This window comes from Phycobacter sedimenti (genome assembly GCF_038148855.1).
Lineage (GTDB): Bacteria > Pseudomonadota > Alphaproteobacteria > Rhodobacterales > Rhodobacteraceae > Phycobacter > Phycobacter sedimenti.
On the sequence record NZ_JBBVGR010000002.1, the window covers coordinates 273,883 to 288,897 of the forward strand.

Annotated in this window: 12 protein-coding genes; 7 read left to right on the forward strand and 5 right to left on the reverse strand. The window is 61.1% G+C overall.

The annotated features are described in order from the left end of the window. Nucleotides 1–54 precede the first annotated feature (54 nt). Both AADA15_RS04390 and AADA15_RS04395 read right to left on the reverse strand, forming a co-directional pair. Nucleotides 55–1,074, reverse strand: coding sequence for a DUF1036 domain-containing protein (locus AADA15_RS04390; RefSeq protein WP_341640328.1), 1,020 nt, complete (start codon nucleotides 1,072–1,074; stop codon nucleotides 55–57). Nucleotides 1,075–1,149: 75 nt separating this feature from the next. Further along, nucleotides 1,150–2,034 carry a LysR family transcriptional regulator ArgP gene (locus AADA15_RS04395; protein ID WP_341640329.1) on the reverse strand — a complete coding sequence of 295 codons (885 nt, stop codon included), beginning with the start codon at nucleotides 2,032–2,034 and terminating at the stop codon, nucleotides 1,150–1,152. A 97-nt stretch (nucleotides 2,035–2,131) separates the two neighbouring features. Between AADA15_RS04395 and AADA15_RS04400 the strand changes: the two genes are divergently transcribed. Both AADA15_RS04400 and AADA15_RS04405 read left to right on the forward strand, forming a co-directional pair. Next, nucleotides 2,132–2,734, forward strand: a complete 603-nt coding sequence (locus AADA15_RS04400; protein ID WP_341640330.1) for a LysE/ArgO family amino acid transporter — start codon at nucleotides 2,132–2,134, stop codon at nucleotides 2,732–2,734. 78 nt (nucleotides 2,735–2,812) lie between these two features. Continuing rightward, nucleotides 2,813–3,733 carry a DMT family transporter gene (locus AADA15_RS04405; RefSeq protein WP_341640331.1) on the forward strand — a complete coding sequence of 307 codons (921 nt, stop codon included), beginning with the start codon at nucleotides 2,813–2,815 and terminating at the stop codon, nucleotides 3,731–3,733. Nucleotides 3,734–3,751: 18 nt separating this feature from the next. On the opposite strand, the gene betI is transcribed toward AADA15_RS04405, so the two are convergent. Beyond that, nucleotides 3,752–4,327 (reverse strand): choline-binding transcriptional repressor BetI, encoded by a 576-nt coding sequence (betI, locus tag AADA15_RS04410; RefSeq protein ID WP_341640332.1) that lies wholly within the window; start codon nucleotides 4,325–4,327, stop codon nucleotides 3,752–3,754. Between the two features lie 183 nt (nucleotides 4,328–4,510). Between betI and betC the strand changes: the two genes are divergently transcribed. From betC to AADA15_RS04430, 4 genes are all read left to right on the forward strand, one after another. Next, complete coding sequence (gene betC / locus AADA15_RS04415; protein ID WP_341640333.1) at nucleotides 4,511–6,019, forward strand: choline-sulfatase; 1,509 nt, start codon at nucleotides 4,511–4,513, stop codon at nucleotides 6,017–6,019. Nucleotides 6,020–6,045: 26 nt separating this feature from the next. Then, nucleotides 6,046–7,503 carry a betaine-aldehyde dehydrogenase gene (gene betB, locus AADA15_RS04420; protein WP_341640334.1) on the forward strand — a complete coding sequence of 486 codons (1,458 nt, stop codon included), beginning with the start codon at nucleotides 6,046–6,048 and terminating at the stop codon, nucleotides 7,501–7,503. 111 nt (nucleotides 7,504–7,614) lie between these two features. Further along, nucleotides 7,615–9,270: a choline dehydrogenase gene (betA, locus tag AADA15_RS04425; protein WP_341640335.1), complete on the forward strand. Its 1,656-nt coding sequence runs from the start codon at nucleotides 7,615–7,617 to the stop codon at nucleotides 9,268–9,270. A gap of 671 nt (nucleotides 9,271–9,941) precedes the next feature. Next, nucleotides 9,942–10,181, forward strand: coding sequence for an HP1242/YdcH family protein (locus AADA15_RS04430; protein ID WP_341640336.1), 240 nt, complete (start codon nucleotides 9,942–9,944; stop codon nucleotides 10,179–10,181). A gap of 160 nt (nucleotides 10,182–10,341) precedes the next feature. On the opposite strand, the gene AADA15_RS04435 is transcribed toward AADA15_RS04430, so the two are convergent. Both AADA15_RS04435 and AADA15_RS04440 read right to left on the reverse strand, forming a co-directional pair. Further along, the gene (locus AADA15_RS04435) at nucleotides 10,342–11,730 is read right to left on the reverse strand and encodes a helix-turn-helix domain-containing protein (protein WP_341640337.1); all 1,389 of its coding nucleotides are present in this window, start codon (nucleotides 11,728–11,730) and stop codon (nucleotides 10,342–10,344) included. Between the two features lie 78 nt (nucleotides 11,731–11,808). After that, complete coding sequence (locus AADA15_RS04440; protein WP_341640338.1) at nucleotides 11,809–13,020, reverse strand: multidrug effflux MFS transporter; 1,212 nt, start codon at nucleotides 13,018–13,020, stop codon at nucleotides 11,809–11,811. 456 nt (nucleotides 13,021–13,476) lie between these two features. On the opposite strand from AADA15_RS04440, the gene AADA15_RS04445 reads away from it, so the two are divergent. Beyond that, nucleotides 13,477–15,009 (forward strand): acyl-CoA carboxylase subunit beta, encoded by a 1,533-nt coding sequence (locus tag AADA15_RS04445; protein WP_341640339.1) that lies wholly within the window; start codon nucleotides 13,477–13,479, stop codon nucleotides 15,007–15,009. Nucleotides 15,010–15,015: the final 6 nt, after the last annotated feature.

Below are 15,015 nucleotides of genomic sequence, written 5' to 3' on the forward strand. Positions count from 1 at the left end.
CAGAAACGAAGAAAGGCCTGCCAATGCGCGGGCCTTTTCCTGTTTTTCGGGCTGTCAGTCCAGGCTGCGATAACGCAGGATATTGCCGCGCGGCAGATAGATCAGATCGAGTTCCAGATCGGTGATCCGCTCAATCGCATAGCAAGCGGTATCGCCGGTTTCCTCTTCCAGGGTCCACAGGTAGGGGCCGCCTCCCTCGAATGTGCCACAGCTGTCCCATATCGCGACGTATTCGCGGCTGGTGAACTGGTCATCATAGCTGTTGTCAAGTTCCGCCCCGAGAACATTGAAGCGGGCGCTCGGGTCATCAACCGAATACCAGGTGCCCTGCAGGGTATTGAGAATATTGTCGTTTATGGTCCAGGGGCGCGTGGTGACGTTGCGCAGCACAACGTCGGCCGTTCGGTCATAGTAGTCCACGATGTCGCCGTCGACAAAAATCGGCGTTCCGGGTGAAAGCTGCTGCATCAGATCAAAAAGAGCGGAGGGCGTGCGCCAGTCTTCGGTGACGTAGAAGGCGGTGCCGGAGGCGTGGAAGCTGCAGATGCGCTGTCCGTCATGGGTGCAGCCCTGCATGATGGCGGCATCGGCATAAGGCTCCCCATGGGTGCCGGGGGCGGCCCTGTCGGCGGGCTCTGCGGTGCCCGGCGGAGGTGTGGGGGCGGAGCCCGCCGCGTCATCGACCAGCGTCAAGGTGAAGTGCCGCGCCGACTCGCCGGTGTCGACCTGCCGGAACCCGGTGCTGTCATACCCCCGCGTGGCGCAGTTCTCGTCACCCTGAATGGTAAAGACGTCCGGCGTTGTGCAGAACATGTAGTCTCCGCTGGCAAACGGCGCTCCTGCATCGGTGGCGAGGTAATAGTAGTATCTGTTCTGCAACTCCCCGCGCACAGGTTCCTGACAATCGCCATGGGCAATGTTCCACCACCCCTTAGAAACCCAGCTTTTGCCTTCGGCATAGCCGACCGCGATACTCAGGCTTCGCCCCGACGAATTACATATCTCCAAGCCTGCAAACACAGGACTGGCAAAAAGGCTGATGGCAAAGGCAAGACCCAGTCCGGCGGCGTTCATGAAGCGCTCCTCAAAAGCTGTCGGATCAGCCTAGGCGGCGGGTCTGCCTGCGGCAAGGCAAAGGCAAGCGCGCAGTTAATTCGCGGTAAGATATTGGCGCGCGGTTGCGACGACAGCCTTTGTCACCGGCGCAAGGGCCGGGGCCATGATCCGGCTCACCTGCCAGCCAAGGGGAACATCCAGCGGGGTGTCGGGGCGTATTTCGACCAGCTCTCCGTTCGCCAGCTCTTCCTTGACCAAAGCCAGCGGGTTCATACCCCATCCCAAACCCGCCTTGGCGGCATCCACGAAGGCCTGGCTTGAGGGGGTGAAGTGCGCAGGGGGTGCAAGGGCAGGGGCCACGTGGGTCTCAAGCCAACGCCGTTGCAGCGCATCCTTTGCATTGAAGACGAGGCAGGGGGCGGCGGAAAGCGTGGCCGCGCTGACGCCATCTGCAAACCAACGCTTCATGTATGCGGGGCTGGCCGTGGCCACGTAGCGCAGCGCACCCAGATCAAACAGATCGCAGCCCGTCACCGGTTTGCTGCCATGTGTGACGGCGGCCGAGACGTCTCCGCGCCTCAGCCAGTCGGCGCTGTGATCCTGATCGTCAATAACGAGGTCAAACAGCAGATCGGGGCAGGCCGCCATGGCCGGAACGAACCAGGTCGCAAGGCTGTCGGCATTGATCGCGCAGCGCAGTTGGGGCGCCGTACCATTCAGGGGCAGGGATAATTCGCGGGCGACCTGACCCTCAAGCAAGGCAACATCCTCGGCGTGTTTGGCCAGGCGCAGGCCTGCAGCCGTCCCCGAACAAGGCTGCCCCCGGTCCACCAGGACGGTGCCGATCCGGTCTTCGAGGGCCTTGATCCGCTGCGAAATCGCCGAGGGCGTGACGTTCAGGGCGTGGGCCGCGGCTTCAAAGGAGCCATGGCTCAGAACTGCACTGAGGGCGGCCAGTTGATTGGGGACAAGTTGCATTAGAAACTCTTAATCGGGGCAAGCATCTTTAATTGGATTATTCCGCTGCACCGAAATAGTCAAAGTGACACAACGAAAACAGCAATAGGATCCGGTCATGTCCTCCAGCCTTGTTTCCGGCTTTGCGCTTGGATTCAGCCTCATCATGGCGATCGGGGCGCAGAATGCCTTTGTGCTGCGTCAGGGCTTGCGACGGGAGCACATCTTTTGGATCTGTCTTACCTGCGCGGGATCGGATGCGGTGCTGATCTACGCCGGAGTGCTGGGTCTTGGCGCGGTATCCGAAGCGGTGCCGGGCTTCGAACTTGCGATGCGGATCGCCGGTGCCGGGTTCCTGGTCTGGTATGGCGCACGCAGCCTGTGGGCGGCCCGTCGCGGCGGCGAGGCCCTCAGGCCGGACATTGGCCATGGACCGCAGGCCATCCTGCCCGTCTTGGCCACTGTTCTGGCGCTGACCTGGCTCAACCCGCATGTCTATCTCGATACGGTCGTTCTTTTGGGCAGCATTTCAGCGCAGTACCCGCAGCCGCTCGTCTTCGGGTTCGGTGCAATGGCGGCGAGTTTCGTTTTCTTCTTTTCGCTCGGGTATGGCGCTGCCTTGCTGGCGCCCGTCTTTGCGCGTCCCAGGTCCTGGCAGGTTCTGGAGGTCGTCATCGGCCTCACCATGTGGGGAATTGCGGCAAAGCTCCTGCTGATGTGATTCAAGCGATGTGACGTTGAGAATAATTGTCATGTTCAGGGTTGTACCCCGATTGGTTTGGGTGTTCTTTCTTGCATCATGAGCGATGCGCAGCAGACAGAGAAACCAGCCCATAACCCCGTCAAGGGCATCTTCTGGATGCTTGTCACCGGCCTGTGTTTTGTGGCGGTGACGGCGCTGGTGAAATATCTCGGCGGGCGGATTCCACCGGCCGAATCTGCCTTTCTGAGATATCTGTTGGGCCTTGTTTTCCTCATCCCGATGATCGGTGCGGTGCGGCGGGCGAGTCTCACGCCAAAGCTGTGGGGGCTTTTTGCTGGGCGGGGCGCGCTGCATACCTTGGGCGTCATGCTCTGGTTCTTTGCCATGACCCGCATTCCCCTGGCCGAAGTCACGGCGATGAACTATCTCGCTCCGGTCTATGTGACACTCGGTGCGGCGGTGTTTCTCGGTGAAAAGCTGGCCATGCGCAGGATTGCAGCCATCGTTGCCGCGCTGATCGGAGCCGTGATCATCCTGCGCCCCGGTTTTCGTGAAATCTCACCGGGTCACATTGCGATGCTTGTGGCGGCCGTTGCCTTTGGCGGGTCGTATCTTTTGGCCAAGTTCACGGTCGATGGCACCAACCCGACCGTCGTTGTTGCGATGCTGTCGCTATGGGTGACTGCGGGGCTTGCGCCCTTTGCCATGGCTGTTTGGGTGACACCGACCCTTGCCGAACTGGGAATCCTGTTTGGCGTGGCCTGTTTCGCAACCGCGGGTCACTACACCATGACGCTTGCCTTTGCTGCAGCGCCGGTCGCTGTGACGCAACCGGTGACATTTCTGCAGCTGATCTGGGCCACGCTCTTGGGCGCTGTGGTTTTTGATGAGGCCGTGGATATCTGGGTGGTTTCAGGCGGTGCGCTCATTCTGGGCGCGATCAGCTTTATCACCTGGCGCGAAGCGGTGCTGAAACGCCGCGCAATCACGCCGCCAGTGCCTGCGACAAAGGTCTAACGCCCGCATGAGGCGTCCTCAGGACAGGGCCATATCCACCACCCGATGCGCCGCGGCACGGGCGGCTTCGGGATCGACGCTGCCTTCGGTCTGTGCGGCCTGCAGCCAGACGCCGTCCATATAGCATTGCAGCGCCTGCCGGGCGGTTTCGACACGGGCCTCTGGAACCAGACGCCGCAGCTCTGCCAGAAAGTGACTGCGCACCCGCGCGCGGTTGATCCGGTGAAGGCGCGACAGGCGCGGTGAATAGGGCGCGCTGGCCCAGAACTGCATCCAGAGGCTGCATTGCGGCACCGTGAACAGATCGTCCGAGAAATTGGCATCCATCACCGCATAAAGCCGTTCTTTGGGGGTTCGGGCCTGTCCGTACCCCTCAACCATGGCGCGCCGCAGTTTGCGCAGAAGGTGGCGCATGGTGGCTTCCATCAAGCCCTCTTTGGAGCCGAAGTAGTAGTTTATCGATGCAGCCGAAGCACCAGCCTCGGCGGCAATCTCTGCCATGGTCACAACACCATAGCCGCGCTTGTGTACGGCCACGATGGTGGCTTCGATCAGCTCTTCGTTGCGGATGTCACGGATACGTTTTCTGCCCATGACGCAGTTTTGCGGCACATGGACGCTGGTTTCAACCGCTGTTATGTTGATTTTAAAAGTTGTATCACTGTTCAAAAAAATGTTTGGCTTGGACATGGGACGTGTTAGGTACGGCACGGTCCGACGGACAACCGAGGCGTACCTGCGCATGGACGCCGATATGCGAAGGTCAGGAGAACGCTGATGTCTGCACCCAACATTCTGATCCTGATGGTGGACCAGTTGAACGGGACACTGTTCCCGGATGGTCCAGCGGACTGGCTGCATGCGCCCAACCTCCAGAAATTGGCGGCGCGTTCGACCCGGTTCGCCAATGCCTATACCGCCTCTCCGCTGTGCGCGCCGGGGCGGGCAAGCTTCATGTCGGGGCAGTTGCCGTCACGCACCGGGGTCTATGACAACGCCGCCGAATTCCGCAGTGACATCCCCACCTATGCGCACCATTTGCGCCGGGCGGGCTACTACACCTGCCTGAGCGGCAAGATGCATTTTGTCGGCCCCGATCAGCTCCATGGTTTCGAGGAACGCCTGACCACCGACATATACCCCGCAGATTTCGGCTGGACGCCGGACTATCGCAAACCCGGAGAGCGGATCGACTGGTGGTATCACAACATGGGCTCTGTCACCGGGGCAGGGGTGGCGGAGATCTCCAACCAAATGGAGTACGACGACGAGGTCGCCTATCACGCCAAGGCCAAGCTTTATGATCTGGCGCGCGGCAAGGATGACCGCCCCTGGGCAATGACCGTCAGCTTTACCCATCCGCACGACCCCTATGTGGCGCGCAGAAAATACTGGGATCTTTACGAGGACTGCGCGCATCTGCTGCCTGAGGTTCCGGCGATGGAGTACGAGTCGCACGACGCCCATTCAAAGCGGATCTTCGATGCCAACGACTGGCGCAGCTTTGACATCACCGAAGACGATATCCGCCGCTCCCGCCGGGCTTACTTCGCCAATATCTCGTACCTGGATGACAAGATCGGCGAGATCCTCGAGGTGCTGGAAACCACCCGGCAAGAGGCGATCATCCTGTTCGTGTCCGACCACGGCGACATGTTGGGTGAGCGCGGCCTGTGGTTCAAGATGAGCTTTTTCGAAGGTTCATCCCGCGTGCCCTTGATGATCAGCGCGCCGGACCTGCCTGCGGGGCGGATCGATGCGCCGGTCTCGACCCTGGATGTGACGCCCACCTTAGGGGCGCTGGCCGGGCTGGACCTGGCCGAGATTGCCCCCTGGACCGATGGCGAAAGCCTGGTGCCGCTGGCCAAGGGGGTAGAGCGCGCCGCGCCTGTGGCGATCGAATATGCAGCTGAGGCCTCTTATGCGCCGCTCGTTTCTCTGCGCTATGGCAAGTGGAAGTACAACCGCTGCGCGCTGGATCCCGATCAGCTGTTCGATCTGGAATCGGACCCGCACGAGCTGCGCAACCTGGCCGAAGATCCGGCCCATGCCGGAACGCTTCAAACCCTTCGTGCCAAATCCGAGGCGCGTTGGGATCTTGCCGATTTTGACGCTGATGTCCGCGCCAGCCAGGCTCGGCGCTGGGTCGTTTACGAGGCGCTGCGCCAGGGCGGCTACTACCCCTGGGACTACCAGCCGCTGCAAAAAGCATCCGAACGCTACATGCGCAATCACATGGACCTCAACGTGGTTGAGGACAACGCCCGCTTTCCGCGTGGCGAATGACAAACCCTTTTAAACCGGTACAGAGCATGACACATCCCGCACAGCCCAAAGCCAGCCATTTCATCAACGGCGAATATGTCGAGGACACGAGCGGCACGCCGATCCCGGTGATCTATGCCGCCACCGGCGAGGAAATCGCCACCGTCTATGCCGCGACGCCCGAGATCGTGGAGCGCGCTCTGGCCTCGGCCAAAGAAGCGCAAAAGACCTGGGCCAAGATGACCGGAACCGAGCGCGGCCGCATTCTGCGCCGCGCCGCCGACATCATGCGCGAGCGCAATCATGATCTGTCGGTGCTGGAAACCTATGACACCGGCAAGCCTTTGCAGGAAACGCTGATCGCAGATGCCACCTCGGGTGCCGATGCGCTGGAGTATTTTGGCGGCCTGGCAGGCAGCCTGACCGGTGAACACATCCCCTTGGGCGAGGACTGGGTCTACACGGTGCGCGAACCTCTGGGGCTTTGCGTGGGCATCGGGGCCTGGAACTACCCCACCCAGATCGCCTGCTGGAAGGGCGCACCGGCGCTGGCCTGTGGCAATTCAATGGTATTCAAACCCTCCGAGACGACCCCGCTTTGTGCCTTGCAGGTCGCTGAAATCCTGCATGAGGCGGGCCTGCCCGCCGGGGTCTACAACGTCATTCAGGGCATGGGCGACGTGGGCGGGGCATTGGTCACCGACCCACGCGTCAACAAGGTCTCTCTCACCGGATCTGTGCCGACGGGCAAGAAGGTCTATGCGGCCGCTGCCGAGGGCATGAAACATGTGACGATGGAGCTGGGCGGCAAATCGCCCCTGATCGTGTTTGAGGATGCCGATATCGACAATGCCGTGGGCGGCGCGATCAACGGCAACTTCTACTCCTCCGGTCAGGTCTGCTCCAACGGCACCCGTGTATTCGTGCATAAGGATATCAAGGAAAAATTCCTTGCGCGTCTGGCCGAGCGCGTCGGTGGCGCCGTTATGGGCGATCCGCAGAATGAGGCGACGAGTTTTGGGCCAATGGTCTCTGAGCGGCAGATGGAGATCGTTCTGGGCTACATTGAGAAAGGTCAGGAAGAGGGCGCACGCCTGATCTGCGGCGGCAAACAGGCCGATATGCCGGGCTACTTTATCGAGCCCACCGTCTTTGCCGATGTGACCGACGATATGACCATCGCCCGCGAAGAGATCTTTGGCCCGGTCATGTCGGTCTTGGATTTCGAGGACGAGGCGGATGTGATCGCCCGCGCCAATGACACGGAATTTGGCCTTTCGGCGGGTGTCTTTACCAAGGATTTCACCCGCGCCCATCGCGTCATCGGCCAGCTGGAGGCGGGGAGCTGCTTTATCAACTCCTACAATGACGCGCCGGTCGAAGCGCCCTTTGGCGGGGTGAAGGCCTCGGGCGTGGGGCGTGAAAACTCCAAGGAGGCGATCAAGCACTTCAGCCAGGTCAAATCCGTCTATGTGCGCATGGGCGATGTGGAAGCGGCGTTCTGATTGCCCTTCCGGTCAACGCCCACCCACCCGCCCCGGTGCCCGGAAGGGCAATCGTGTGGCGGGTTCAAAGAAACCCTTCTACGGCCTTTTTGCCGGTGACGGAGACAAGCGATGAGAGCTGATTATGTAATCGTGGGCGCGGGAAGCGCAGGCTGCGCCATGGCTTACCGTTTGTCCGAGGCCGGGAAATCCGTCCTGGTGATCGAACATGGGGGCTCGGATGCGGGCCCCTTCATCCAGATGCCCGGTGCGCTGTCCTATCCGATGAATATGTCGCTTTATGACTGGGGCTATAAATCCGTACCCGAGCCGCATCTAAACAACCGCCAGCTGGTCACCCCGCGTGGCAAGGTGATTGGCGGATCGTCCTCGATCAACGGGATGGTCTATGTGCGCGGTCATGCGGGCGACTATAATCATTGGGCGGAAAGTGGCGCTTCGGGATGGTCCTATGCCGATGTTCTCCCGTATTTCAAACGCATGGAGACCTGGGATGACCGCGGTCATGGCGGTGATCCCGATTGGCGCGGAAAGGACGGCCCGCTGCATGTGACGCGCGGCCCGCGCGATAATCCGCTGCACGATGCCTTTGTCAAGGCAGGGCAGCAGGCGGGCTATCCGGTGACAGCGGACTACAACGGCGCGCAGCAAGAGGGCTTTGGCCCGATGGAGATGACCGTCTACAAGGGGCAGCGCTGGTCTGCGGCCAATGCTTATCTGAAACCGGCGCTCAAGCGCGAGAACTGCGGTCTGATCCGGGGTCTTGCCCGCAAGGTTGTCATCGAAGAGGGCCGCGCCGTCGGTGTCGAGATCGAGCGTGGCGGCAAGGTCGAGGTCATCCGCGCAAATGCCGAGGTGATCCTTTCGGCCTCTTCGCTCAACTCCCCCAAGCTATTGATGCTGTCGGGCATCGGCCCCGCGTCCCATCTGGCCGAGCATGGGATCGAGGTGGTGGCCGACCGGGCCGGCGTTGGCAAGAACCTGCAGGATCATCTGGAGTTCTATTTCCAGTTCGCCTCCAAACAGCCGATCACCCTGTACAAATACTGGAACCTGTTCGGCAAGGCGCTGGTGGGCGCGCAGTGGCTCTTTACCAAGACGGGCCTTGGTGCCTCGAACCAGTTCGAAAGCGCGGCCTTCATCCGCTCGGACAAGGGGGTGGATTACCCGGACATCCAGTATCATTTCCTGCCCATCGCGGTGCGCTATGACGGGCAGGCAGCGGCCGAGGGGCACGGGTTTCAGGCCCATGTGGGGCCGATGCGCTCCCCGTCGCGCGGCGAGGTCACGCTCAACTCGGCCGATCCCAAGGACGATCCGCGCATCTTCTTCAATTACATGTCGACCGAGCAGGACTGGATCGATTTTCGCAAATGTGTGCGCCTGACCCGTGAGATCTTTGCCCAGGACGCGATGAAGCCCTTCGTCAAACACGAGATCCAGCCGGGCGATGCCCTGCAGAGCGATGACGAAATCGACGGCTTCATCCGCGAGCACGCCGAAAGCGCCTATCACCCCTGCGGAACCTGCAAGATGGGCGCGGTGGATGATCCGATGGCGGTGGTCGACCCGGAGTGCCGGGTGATCGGCGTTGAAGGCCTGCGCGTGGCCGACAGCTCGATCTTTCCTCGGATCACCAATGGCAACCTCAACGGGCCTTCGATCATGACAGGTGAAAAAGCCTCTGATCACATCCTGGGGCGGCGCCTCGCGTCCTCGAATGCGCAGCCCTGGTTCCACCCGGATTGGCAAAACAGCCAAAGGTAGATTTGCTCGGCATCGTGATCGCCCGTTGGGGGGAGGTGAGCTCTCCTGTCGTGGGCGCATTCAGGACAACGATTTTAGGAAGGCGTATGAAAAGGCTGCAACTGGGGGAGGCGCTCTCTGCCAGTGCAATTGCCTTTGCGGGGTGTTTCGGGACAACGCAGACGGTGCCGGTCAACGTCGACTTCTCCCGCACGAACTATGGCTTCATCACCTCCGGCAGATATGCTGCGGGCAGTTTCCTCGCTTGGGACAGGGAACAGGATGAACGGATATTCCCTGGCAGGATTACTGGGCTTGTGCCGCCCGATCCGGGCCGGGGTGTGGTTGCGGCCTACGCGGGCGGGCTGGAGAGTGGCGGCGAATACGGAAATGACGGCGGCTGGCCCGTGCCAAGGCAGATGCCGACGGGGCCCAGTCCGTGCCGGTCAAGGACGGCAGCGTCAAGGTTCAGCTGAACGGCCGCGGACTGGAGGGCGTCGCATCAGATCGGTGGATGTCTCCGGTTTGCCTGATCTGCTCAGGCGCAGTGGTGAGGACAGCTGACAACCGGGCGGCGCAATCGTGCGTCTTTGAAAAAAGTGCCTTTCGGCAGGCAACTTGATCCGGGTCAAAGTGAGGCGTTTCGGGCTGTCCTAATGTCCACAAGACAGATGAACAGAAGGAGCGAACAGATGTCCAACACACCGCACGAACTCGCCGAGGAATTCCCCGACAAAGTGGCTGCGATCAGCGCTTTGAAGCAATCCGATGCCCATTTCGCCAGGCTGGCGGATGAGTATCACGAGATCAATCGCGCCGTGCACCGCGCCGAAACCAATGTGGAGCCGGTCGAGGAGCTGGCAGAGGTCGAAATGCGCAAGAAGCGCGCGGCCCTGAAGGATGAGATCTGGGGCATTCTGGCCAAGGCCTGATCTTTCGATTTTGCGTAAATGGTGATTGGGGTCCGCAGTGCGGGCCCCTTTTTTTGGAACCCGTTTTGTTGAACTGGATTCAAAACACCCCGTCTCTCGCCGTAGGCTTGAACGGGCGTTTCGAACCCTCCGTTTCCGATGAAACGCAACGTGCTTGAGATCAGCTGACCTCGTAGGGCAGCACGCCGCGTGCATTGGCATCGATGCTGAGGCGCCGCTCCAGGGGCGGGACGGATCGCTGGTGGCAGTCCTTGCGCTCGCAGATGCGACAGGAAATGCCGATCGGCTCGTAGGCCGAGGCATTTGTCACATCCAGACTGTCGGCATAGACCAGCGCATCAGCGTGACGCACCTCGCAGCCAAGGGCAATGGCATAGCGGCGTACAGGCGATCCGAAAGAGCCGCCCGGTTTCGACACATCGCGCGCCAATGAGATGTAGCGGACCCCGTCGGGCGTTTCCGCAAGCTGCCGCAGGAAACGGCCCGGTGTTTCAAATGCGCGGTGCACGTTCCACAAGGGGCAGGCTCCGCCAAAGCGGGCAAATTGCAGGCGCGTGGCCGAATGGCGCTTGGTGATGGTTCCTGCCTGATCCACGCGCACAAAGAAGAACGGAATGCCCTTGGCGCCGGGCCGCTGCAGGGTCGAGAGGCGATGCGCCACCTGCTCGATGGAGGCGCCGAAGCGTGTCGCGAGCAGCTCCAGATCGTGGCGGCAGTCCTGTGCGGCGGACAGAAATCGCCCATAGGGCATCAGCGCTGCGCCCGCAAAGTAGTTGGCAAGGCCAATCTTGGCGATGGCGCGGGCTTCATGGGTCTGAAAGCGCGCAAAATCGAGTGTGGCCTCCAAAAGATCGTCCTGCGCCAGCAGTGCAACCTGCAAGAGGAGTTGAAACACCTGCGTCGACGGCGCCGTTCTGTTGGATAGGCGCAGCGTCTTGCTCGCGGCATCATATCCGCGCAGGCCAGTCATGTCGGCCATTTGAACGGTGATCCCGGCGGTCTCCAGCGCGGAAAGGGCCGCCGTGCGCACATCCGCCTCTCCGGCAAATCGTTCTGCGGCGCGGTCCACTGCATCGATGTAATTGTCGCAGTAGTGAAAGAAGTCGCGCACCTCTTCCCAGGGGCTGGCCTGAATGCGGGCGTCCTCGCGCCCCAGCGCCTCGTCCAGCGAGGCAAGCCGTTCGTGGGTCTGCCGATAGGCGCGGTGCAGCGTTAGAAAAGCCCGCGCCAGGGCCGGGGCATTGGAGGCGGTGAGGCGCAGATCCGCGAGCGGCGGCGGTTCGTCCGCAAAGACCGGATCAGCCATGGCCTCTCGCATGTCGCTGACCAGGCGTTCGCTGTCTCCGGCGCTCAGCTCGGTGACGTCCATACCGAACTCTTGCGCCAGCGCCAGAACAACGGTCGTTGATACCGGCCGGTTGTTGTTTTCCATCTGGTTGAGATAGGGCAGCGAAACGCCCAGCTTGGCGGCGAAGGCCTTTTGAGTCAGGTCAAGCCGGGTGCGCATCTCGCGCAGCTTGGCGCCGGCATAGAGTTTCTGGGTGGCCATTGGAAGTGCCTTTGCAAAAACGGAGTGCGCCTATTGTATAAATGCAAATTCCTTTGGGCAAGGTCGCTGCCGCCCGCGTCATAGCCCGAGACTTTTCTCTCGCTTGATGACCATGATGATGGCGGCAAGACCCAAGAGGGCGGTCACGAGCATGATCGCCAGCAGCGGCACGGCTGTCGCGCCGGGCACCAGCACCCAGCCTGCCATGGCGCTCAGCCCGGCGCCGCCACCGATCATGATGGCGCCGCTCAGGCCCGAGGCCGAACCGGCCAGGTGCGGGCGCACGGATATGGCGCCGGCGGTTGCATTCGGGATCGCCATGCCATTTCCGAGGCCGACAAAGGTCATGAAACCAAAGAAGGTGTAAAGGCTGTCCATCCCGGCGAGCGCGATGACCATTGAGACGGCCACACCGGTGCCATTCACGATACATCCCCACAAAACCATCCGGTTCACGCCAAGTGCGGTTGAGTAGCGACCCGATACGAAGTTCCCAAGGAAGTACCCCACCGCAGGGGCTGAAAAGCAGATGCCCAGAACCGCTGGATCCAGATTGTAGACCTGTGTTCCAACAAAGGGGGCGCCGCCGAGGTAGGCAAAGAAGGCCCCAGAGGCGAGGCCGGAGGCCAGTGAATACCCCCAGAACCGCGGCGAGCGGAACAGCTCGGGGTACTCGCGGAACTGAGCGACAAGGGTCTTGCCGCTTTTCTGGGCGGTCTCCCCGAAATCGAAATAGGTCAGCGCGTAGATCGCAAGACCGAGCGCAAGCAAGAGCCAGAAATTCGCCTGCCAGCCAAAGGCCTGCTCTAGGACGCCGCCAATGGCGGGGCTGATCATGGGCACCACGGCCATCCCCATGGTGACATAGCCGATCATGCTGGCGGCCTTGTCGGTGTCGTAGATATCCCGCACCGCAGCGCGGCTTAGTACCATGGTTGCGGCAATGGCCGCCTGTGCCATGCGGAAGAACAGAAAGACACCCGCAGTCGGTGCGAAGATACAGCCCAGTGTCGCCAGCAGAAACAGGACGATGCTGGTCAGGATGACAGGTCTGCGCCCCATCTTGTCGGAGATTGGCCCGACGAGGATCTGCACCACGGCATTCACCCCGAGGTACAGAGCCACGGACAACTGCATGAGGCGATAATCGACCTCATAATAGGCAGCCATACCCGGAAGTGACGGCAGGAACACGTTCATGGCCAGAGCGGAAATACCCGCCAAAAGGATCAGCGTGCCAATGTGCGGTGGTGAAACAGGGGAGCGGGACCCGCCGGTTTTAATTGTCATGGCAAGGATCTAATGCAGCAGCATCGGCTTGTCCATCGGCGCAATTCCACAGGTCATGTGCAGGCTGTCGGTGCGGTGCGCCTTCGGTGCCAGAGCCACAGGTCGCCGTCTTGCTCCGGCGGCGACATGGGCGCACCAGCTTGTCATCTGCGCCGGCTTTCTGAAAAAAAAGCGGCATTCCCGCTTTGTCTCATGGGGGGGCGTGCTCTTGCTTGGTGAGCTGCCAGGCGGCATGCGCCACCAGCGAACAGAGGGCGCTGTTCCTGGTGCCGGGGTGCAGGGGCGCAGCCGGTTCGTTAAAGGTGCCGGGTTCGCCGCTGGAATTCATTCGAGTTTTGCGAATTATTCAAACTTGCAGATCGCCTATGCAAAGGCTTTGCAAATTTGCGACAAAGGGCTTTGGTCCTTGCGGCGCGCAGGTTACAGTCCGGCGTAAATCTATAGGGGACCTGTGCCATGAAAGATATCCTTTCCGAGCTGGAAGAGCGCCGCGATGCCGCGCGGCTGGGCGGTGGGCAAAAGCGGATCGATGCGCAACACGGCCGCGGCAAGCTGACGGCGCGCGAACGGATTGATCTGCTGCTGGACGAAGGCAGCTTTGAAGAGTTCGACATGTTCGTCTCGCATCGCTGCACCGATTTCGGCATGCAGCAGCAAAAGCCGGCAGGCGACGGTGTTGTGACGGGCTGGGGCACTATCAACGGCCGTCAGGTCTATGTCTTCAGTCAGGACTTCACTGTCCTTGGTGGATCCGTGTCGGCGACCCATGCGCAGAAGATCTGCAAGATCATGGATATGGCCGTTCAGAACGGCGCGCCAGTGATCGGGATCAACGACTCCGGCGGGGCGCGCATTCAAGAGGGCGTCGACAGCCTTGCGGGCTACGGTGAGGTCTTCAAGCGCAATGTGATGGCCTCGGGCGTCGTGCCGCAGATCTCGGTCATCATGGGCCCCTGTGCGGGCGGCGCGGTTTATTCCCCGGCCATGACGGACTTCATCTTCATGGTGAAGGACAGCTCCTACATGTTCGTCACCGGGCCGGACGTTGTGAAGACCGTGACGAATGAGCAGGTCTCGGCCGAAGAACTGGGCGGTGCGGGCACCCACACCAAGAAATCCAGCGTTGCTGACGCGGCCTTTGAAAACGATGTCGAGGCCCTGGCCGAGGTGCGCCGTCTGGTGGACTTCCTGCCGATGAACAACCGCGAAAAGCCGCCGGTGCGCCCGTTCTTTGATGACCCGGCGCGCATCGAGGATAGCCTTGATACGCTGATCCCCGAAAACCCCAACACGCCGTACGACATGAAGGAACTCATCGTCAAAGTTGCGGATGAGGGCGACTTTTACGAGATCCAGGAAGAGTTCGCCAAGAACATCATCACCGGCTTCATTCGCCTCGAAGGGCAGACCGTGGGTGTCGTGGCAAACCAGCCGATGGTTCTGGCTGGCTGCCTTGATATCGACAGCAGCCGCAAGGCGGCGCGGTTCGTACGTTTCTGCGACTGTTTCGATATTCCGATCCTCACCCTGGTTGACGTGCCGGGCTTCCTGCCGGGGACCACACAGGAATATCGCGGTGTGATCAAACATGGCGCCAAGCTGCTTTATGCCTACGCCGAGACCACGGTTCCCACTGTTACGGTGATCACGCGCAAAGCCTATGGCGGTGCCTATGTTGTGATGGCCTCCAAGCATCTGGGCTCCGACTTCAACTATGCCTGGCCCACGGCCGAAATCGCGGTGATGGGCGCCAAGGGCGCAACCGAGATCATCCATCGCGCGGACCTGGGCGATGCTGAGAAGATTGCCGCCCACACGGCCGACTACGAGGACCGGTTCGCCAATCCCTTCGTTGCGGCAGAGCGCGGCTTTATCGATGAGGTGATCCAGCCCAAGTCCACCCGACGCCGCGTCGCGCGGGCCTTTGCCAGTCTCCGCAACAAGAAGCTCCAGGCCCCGTGGAAAAAGCACGACAATATCCCGCTGTGACTTTGA

Excerpts from the sequence above, each read along its gene's own strand:
- AADA15_RS04390 (WP_341640328.1), bottom strand. The coding sequence starts at position 1,074 with ATGAACGCCGCCGGACTGGGTCTTGCCTTTGCCATCAGCCTTTTTGCC.
- AADA15_RS04395 (WP_341640329.1), bottom strand. The coding sequence starts at position 2,034 with ATGCAACTTGTCCCCAATCAACTGGCCGCCCTCAGTGCAGTTCTGAGC.
- AADA15_RS04400 (WP_341640330.1), top strand. The coding sequence starts at position 2,132 with ATGTCCTCCAGCCTTGTTTCCGGCTTTGCGCTTGGATTCAGCCTCATC.
- AADA15_RS04405 (WP_341640331.1), top strand. The coding sequence starts at position 2,813 with ATGAGCGATGCGCAGCAGACAGAGAAACCAGCCCATAACCCCGTCAAG.
- betI (WP_341640332.1), bottom strand. The coding sequence starts at position 4,327 with ATGGGCAGAAAACGTATCCGTGACATCCGCAACGAAGAGCTGATCGAA.
- betC (WP_341640333.1), top strand. The coding sequence starts at position 4,511 with ATGTCTGCACCCAACATTCTGATCCTGATGGTGGACCAGTTGAACGGG.
- betB (WP_341640334.1), top strand. The coding sequence starts at position 6,046 with ATGACACATCCCGCACAGCCCAAAGCCAGCCATTTCATCAACGGCGAA.
- betA (WP_341640335.1), top strand. The coding sequence starts at position 7,615 with ATGAGAGCTGATTATGTAATCGTGGGCGCGGGAAGCGCAGGCTGCGCC.
- AADA15_RS04430 (WP_341640336.1), top strand. The coding sequence starts at position 9,942 with ATGTCCAACACACCGCACGAACTCGCCGAGGAATTCCCCGACAAAGTG.
- AADA15_RS04435 (WP_341640337.1), bottom strand. The coding sequence starts at position 11,730 with ATGGCCACCCAGAAACTCTATGCCGGCGCCAAGCTGCGCGAGATGCGC.
- AADA15_RS04440 (WP_341640338.1), bottom strand. The coding sequence starts at position 13,020 with ATGACAATTAAAACCGGCGGGTCCCGCTCCCCTGTTTCACCACCGCAC.
- AADA15_RS04445 (WP_341640339.1), top strand. The coding sequence starts at position 13,477 with ATGAAAGATATCCTTTCCGAGCTGGAAGAGCGCCGCGATGCCGCGCGG.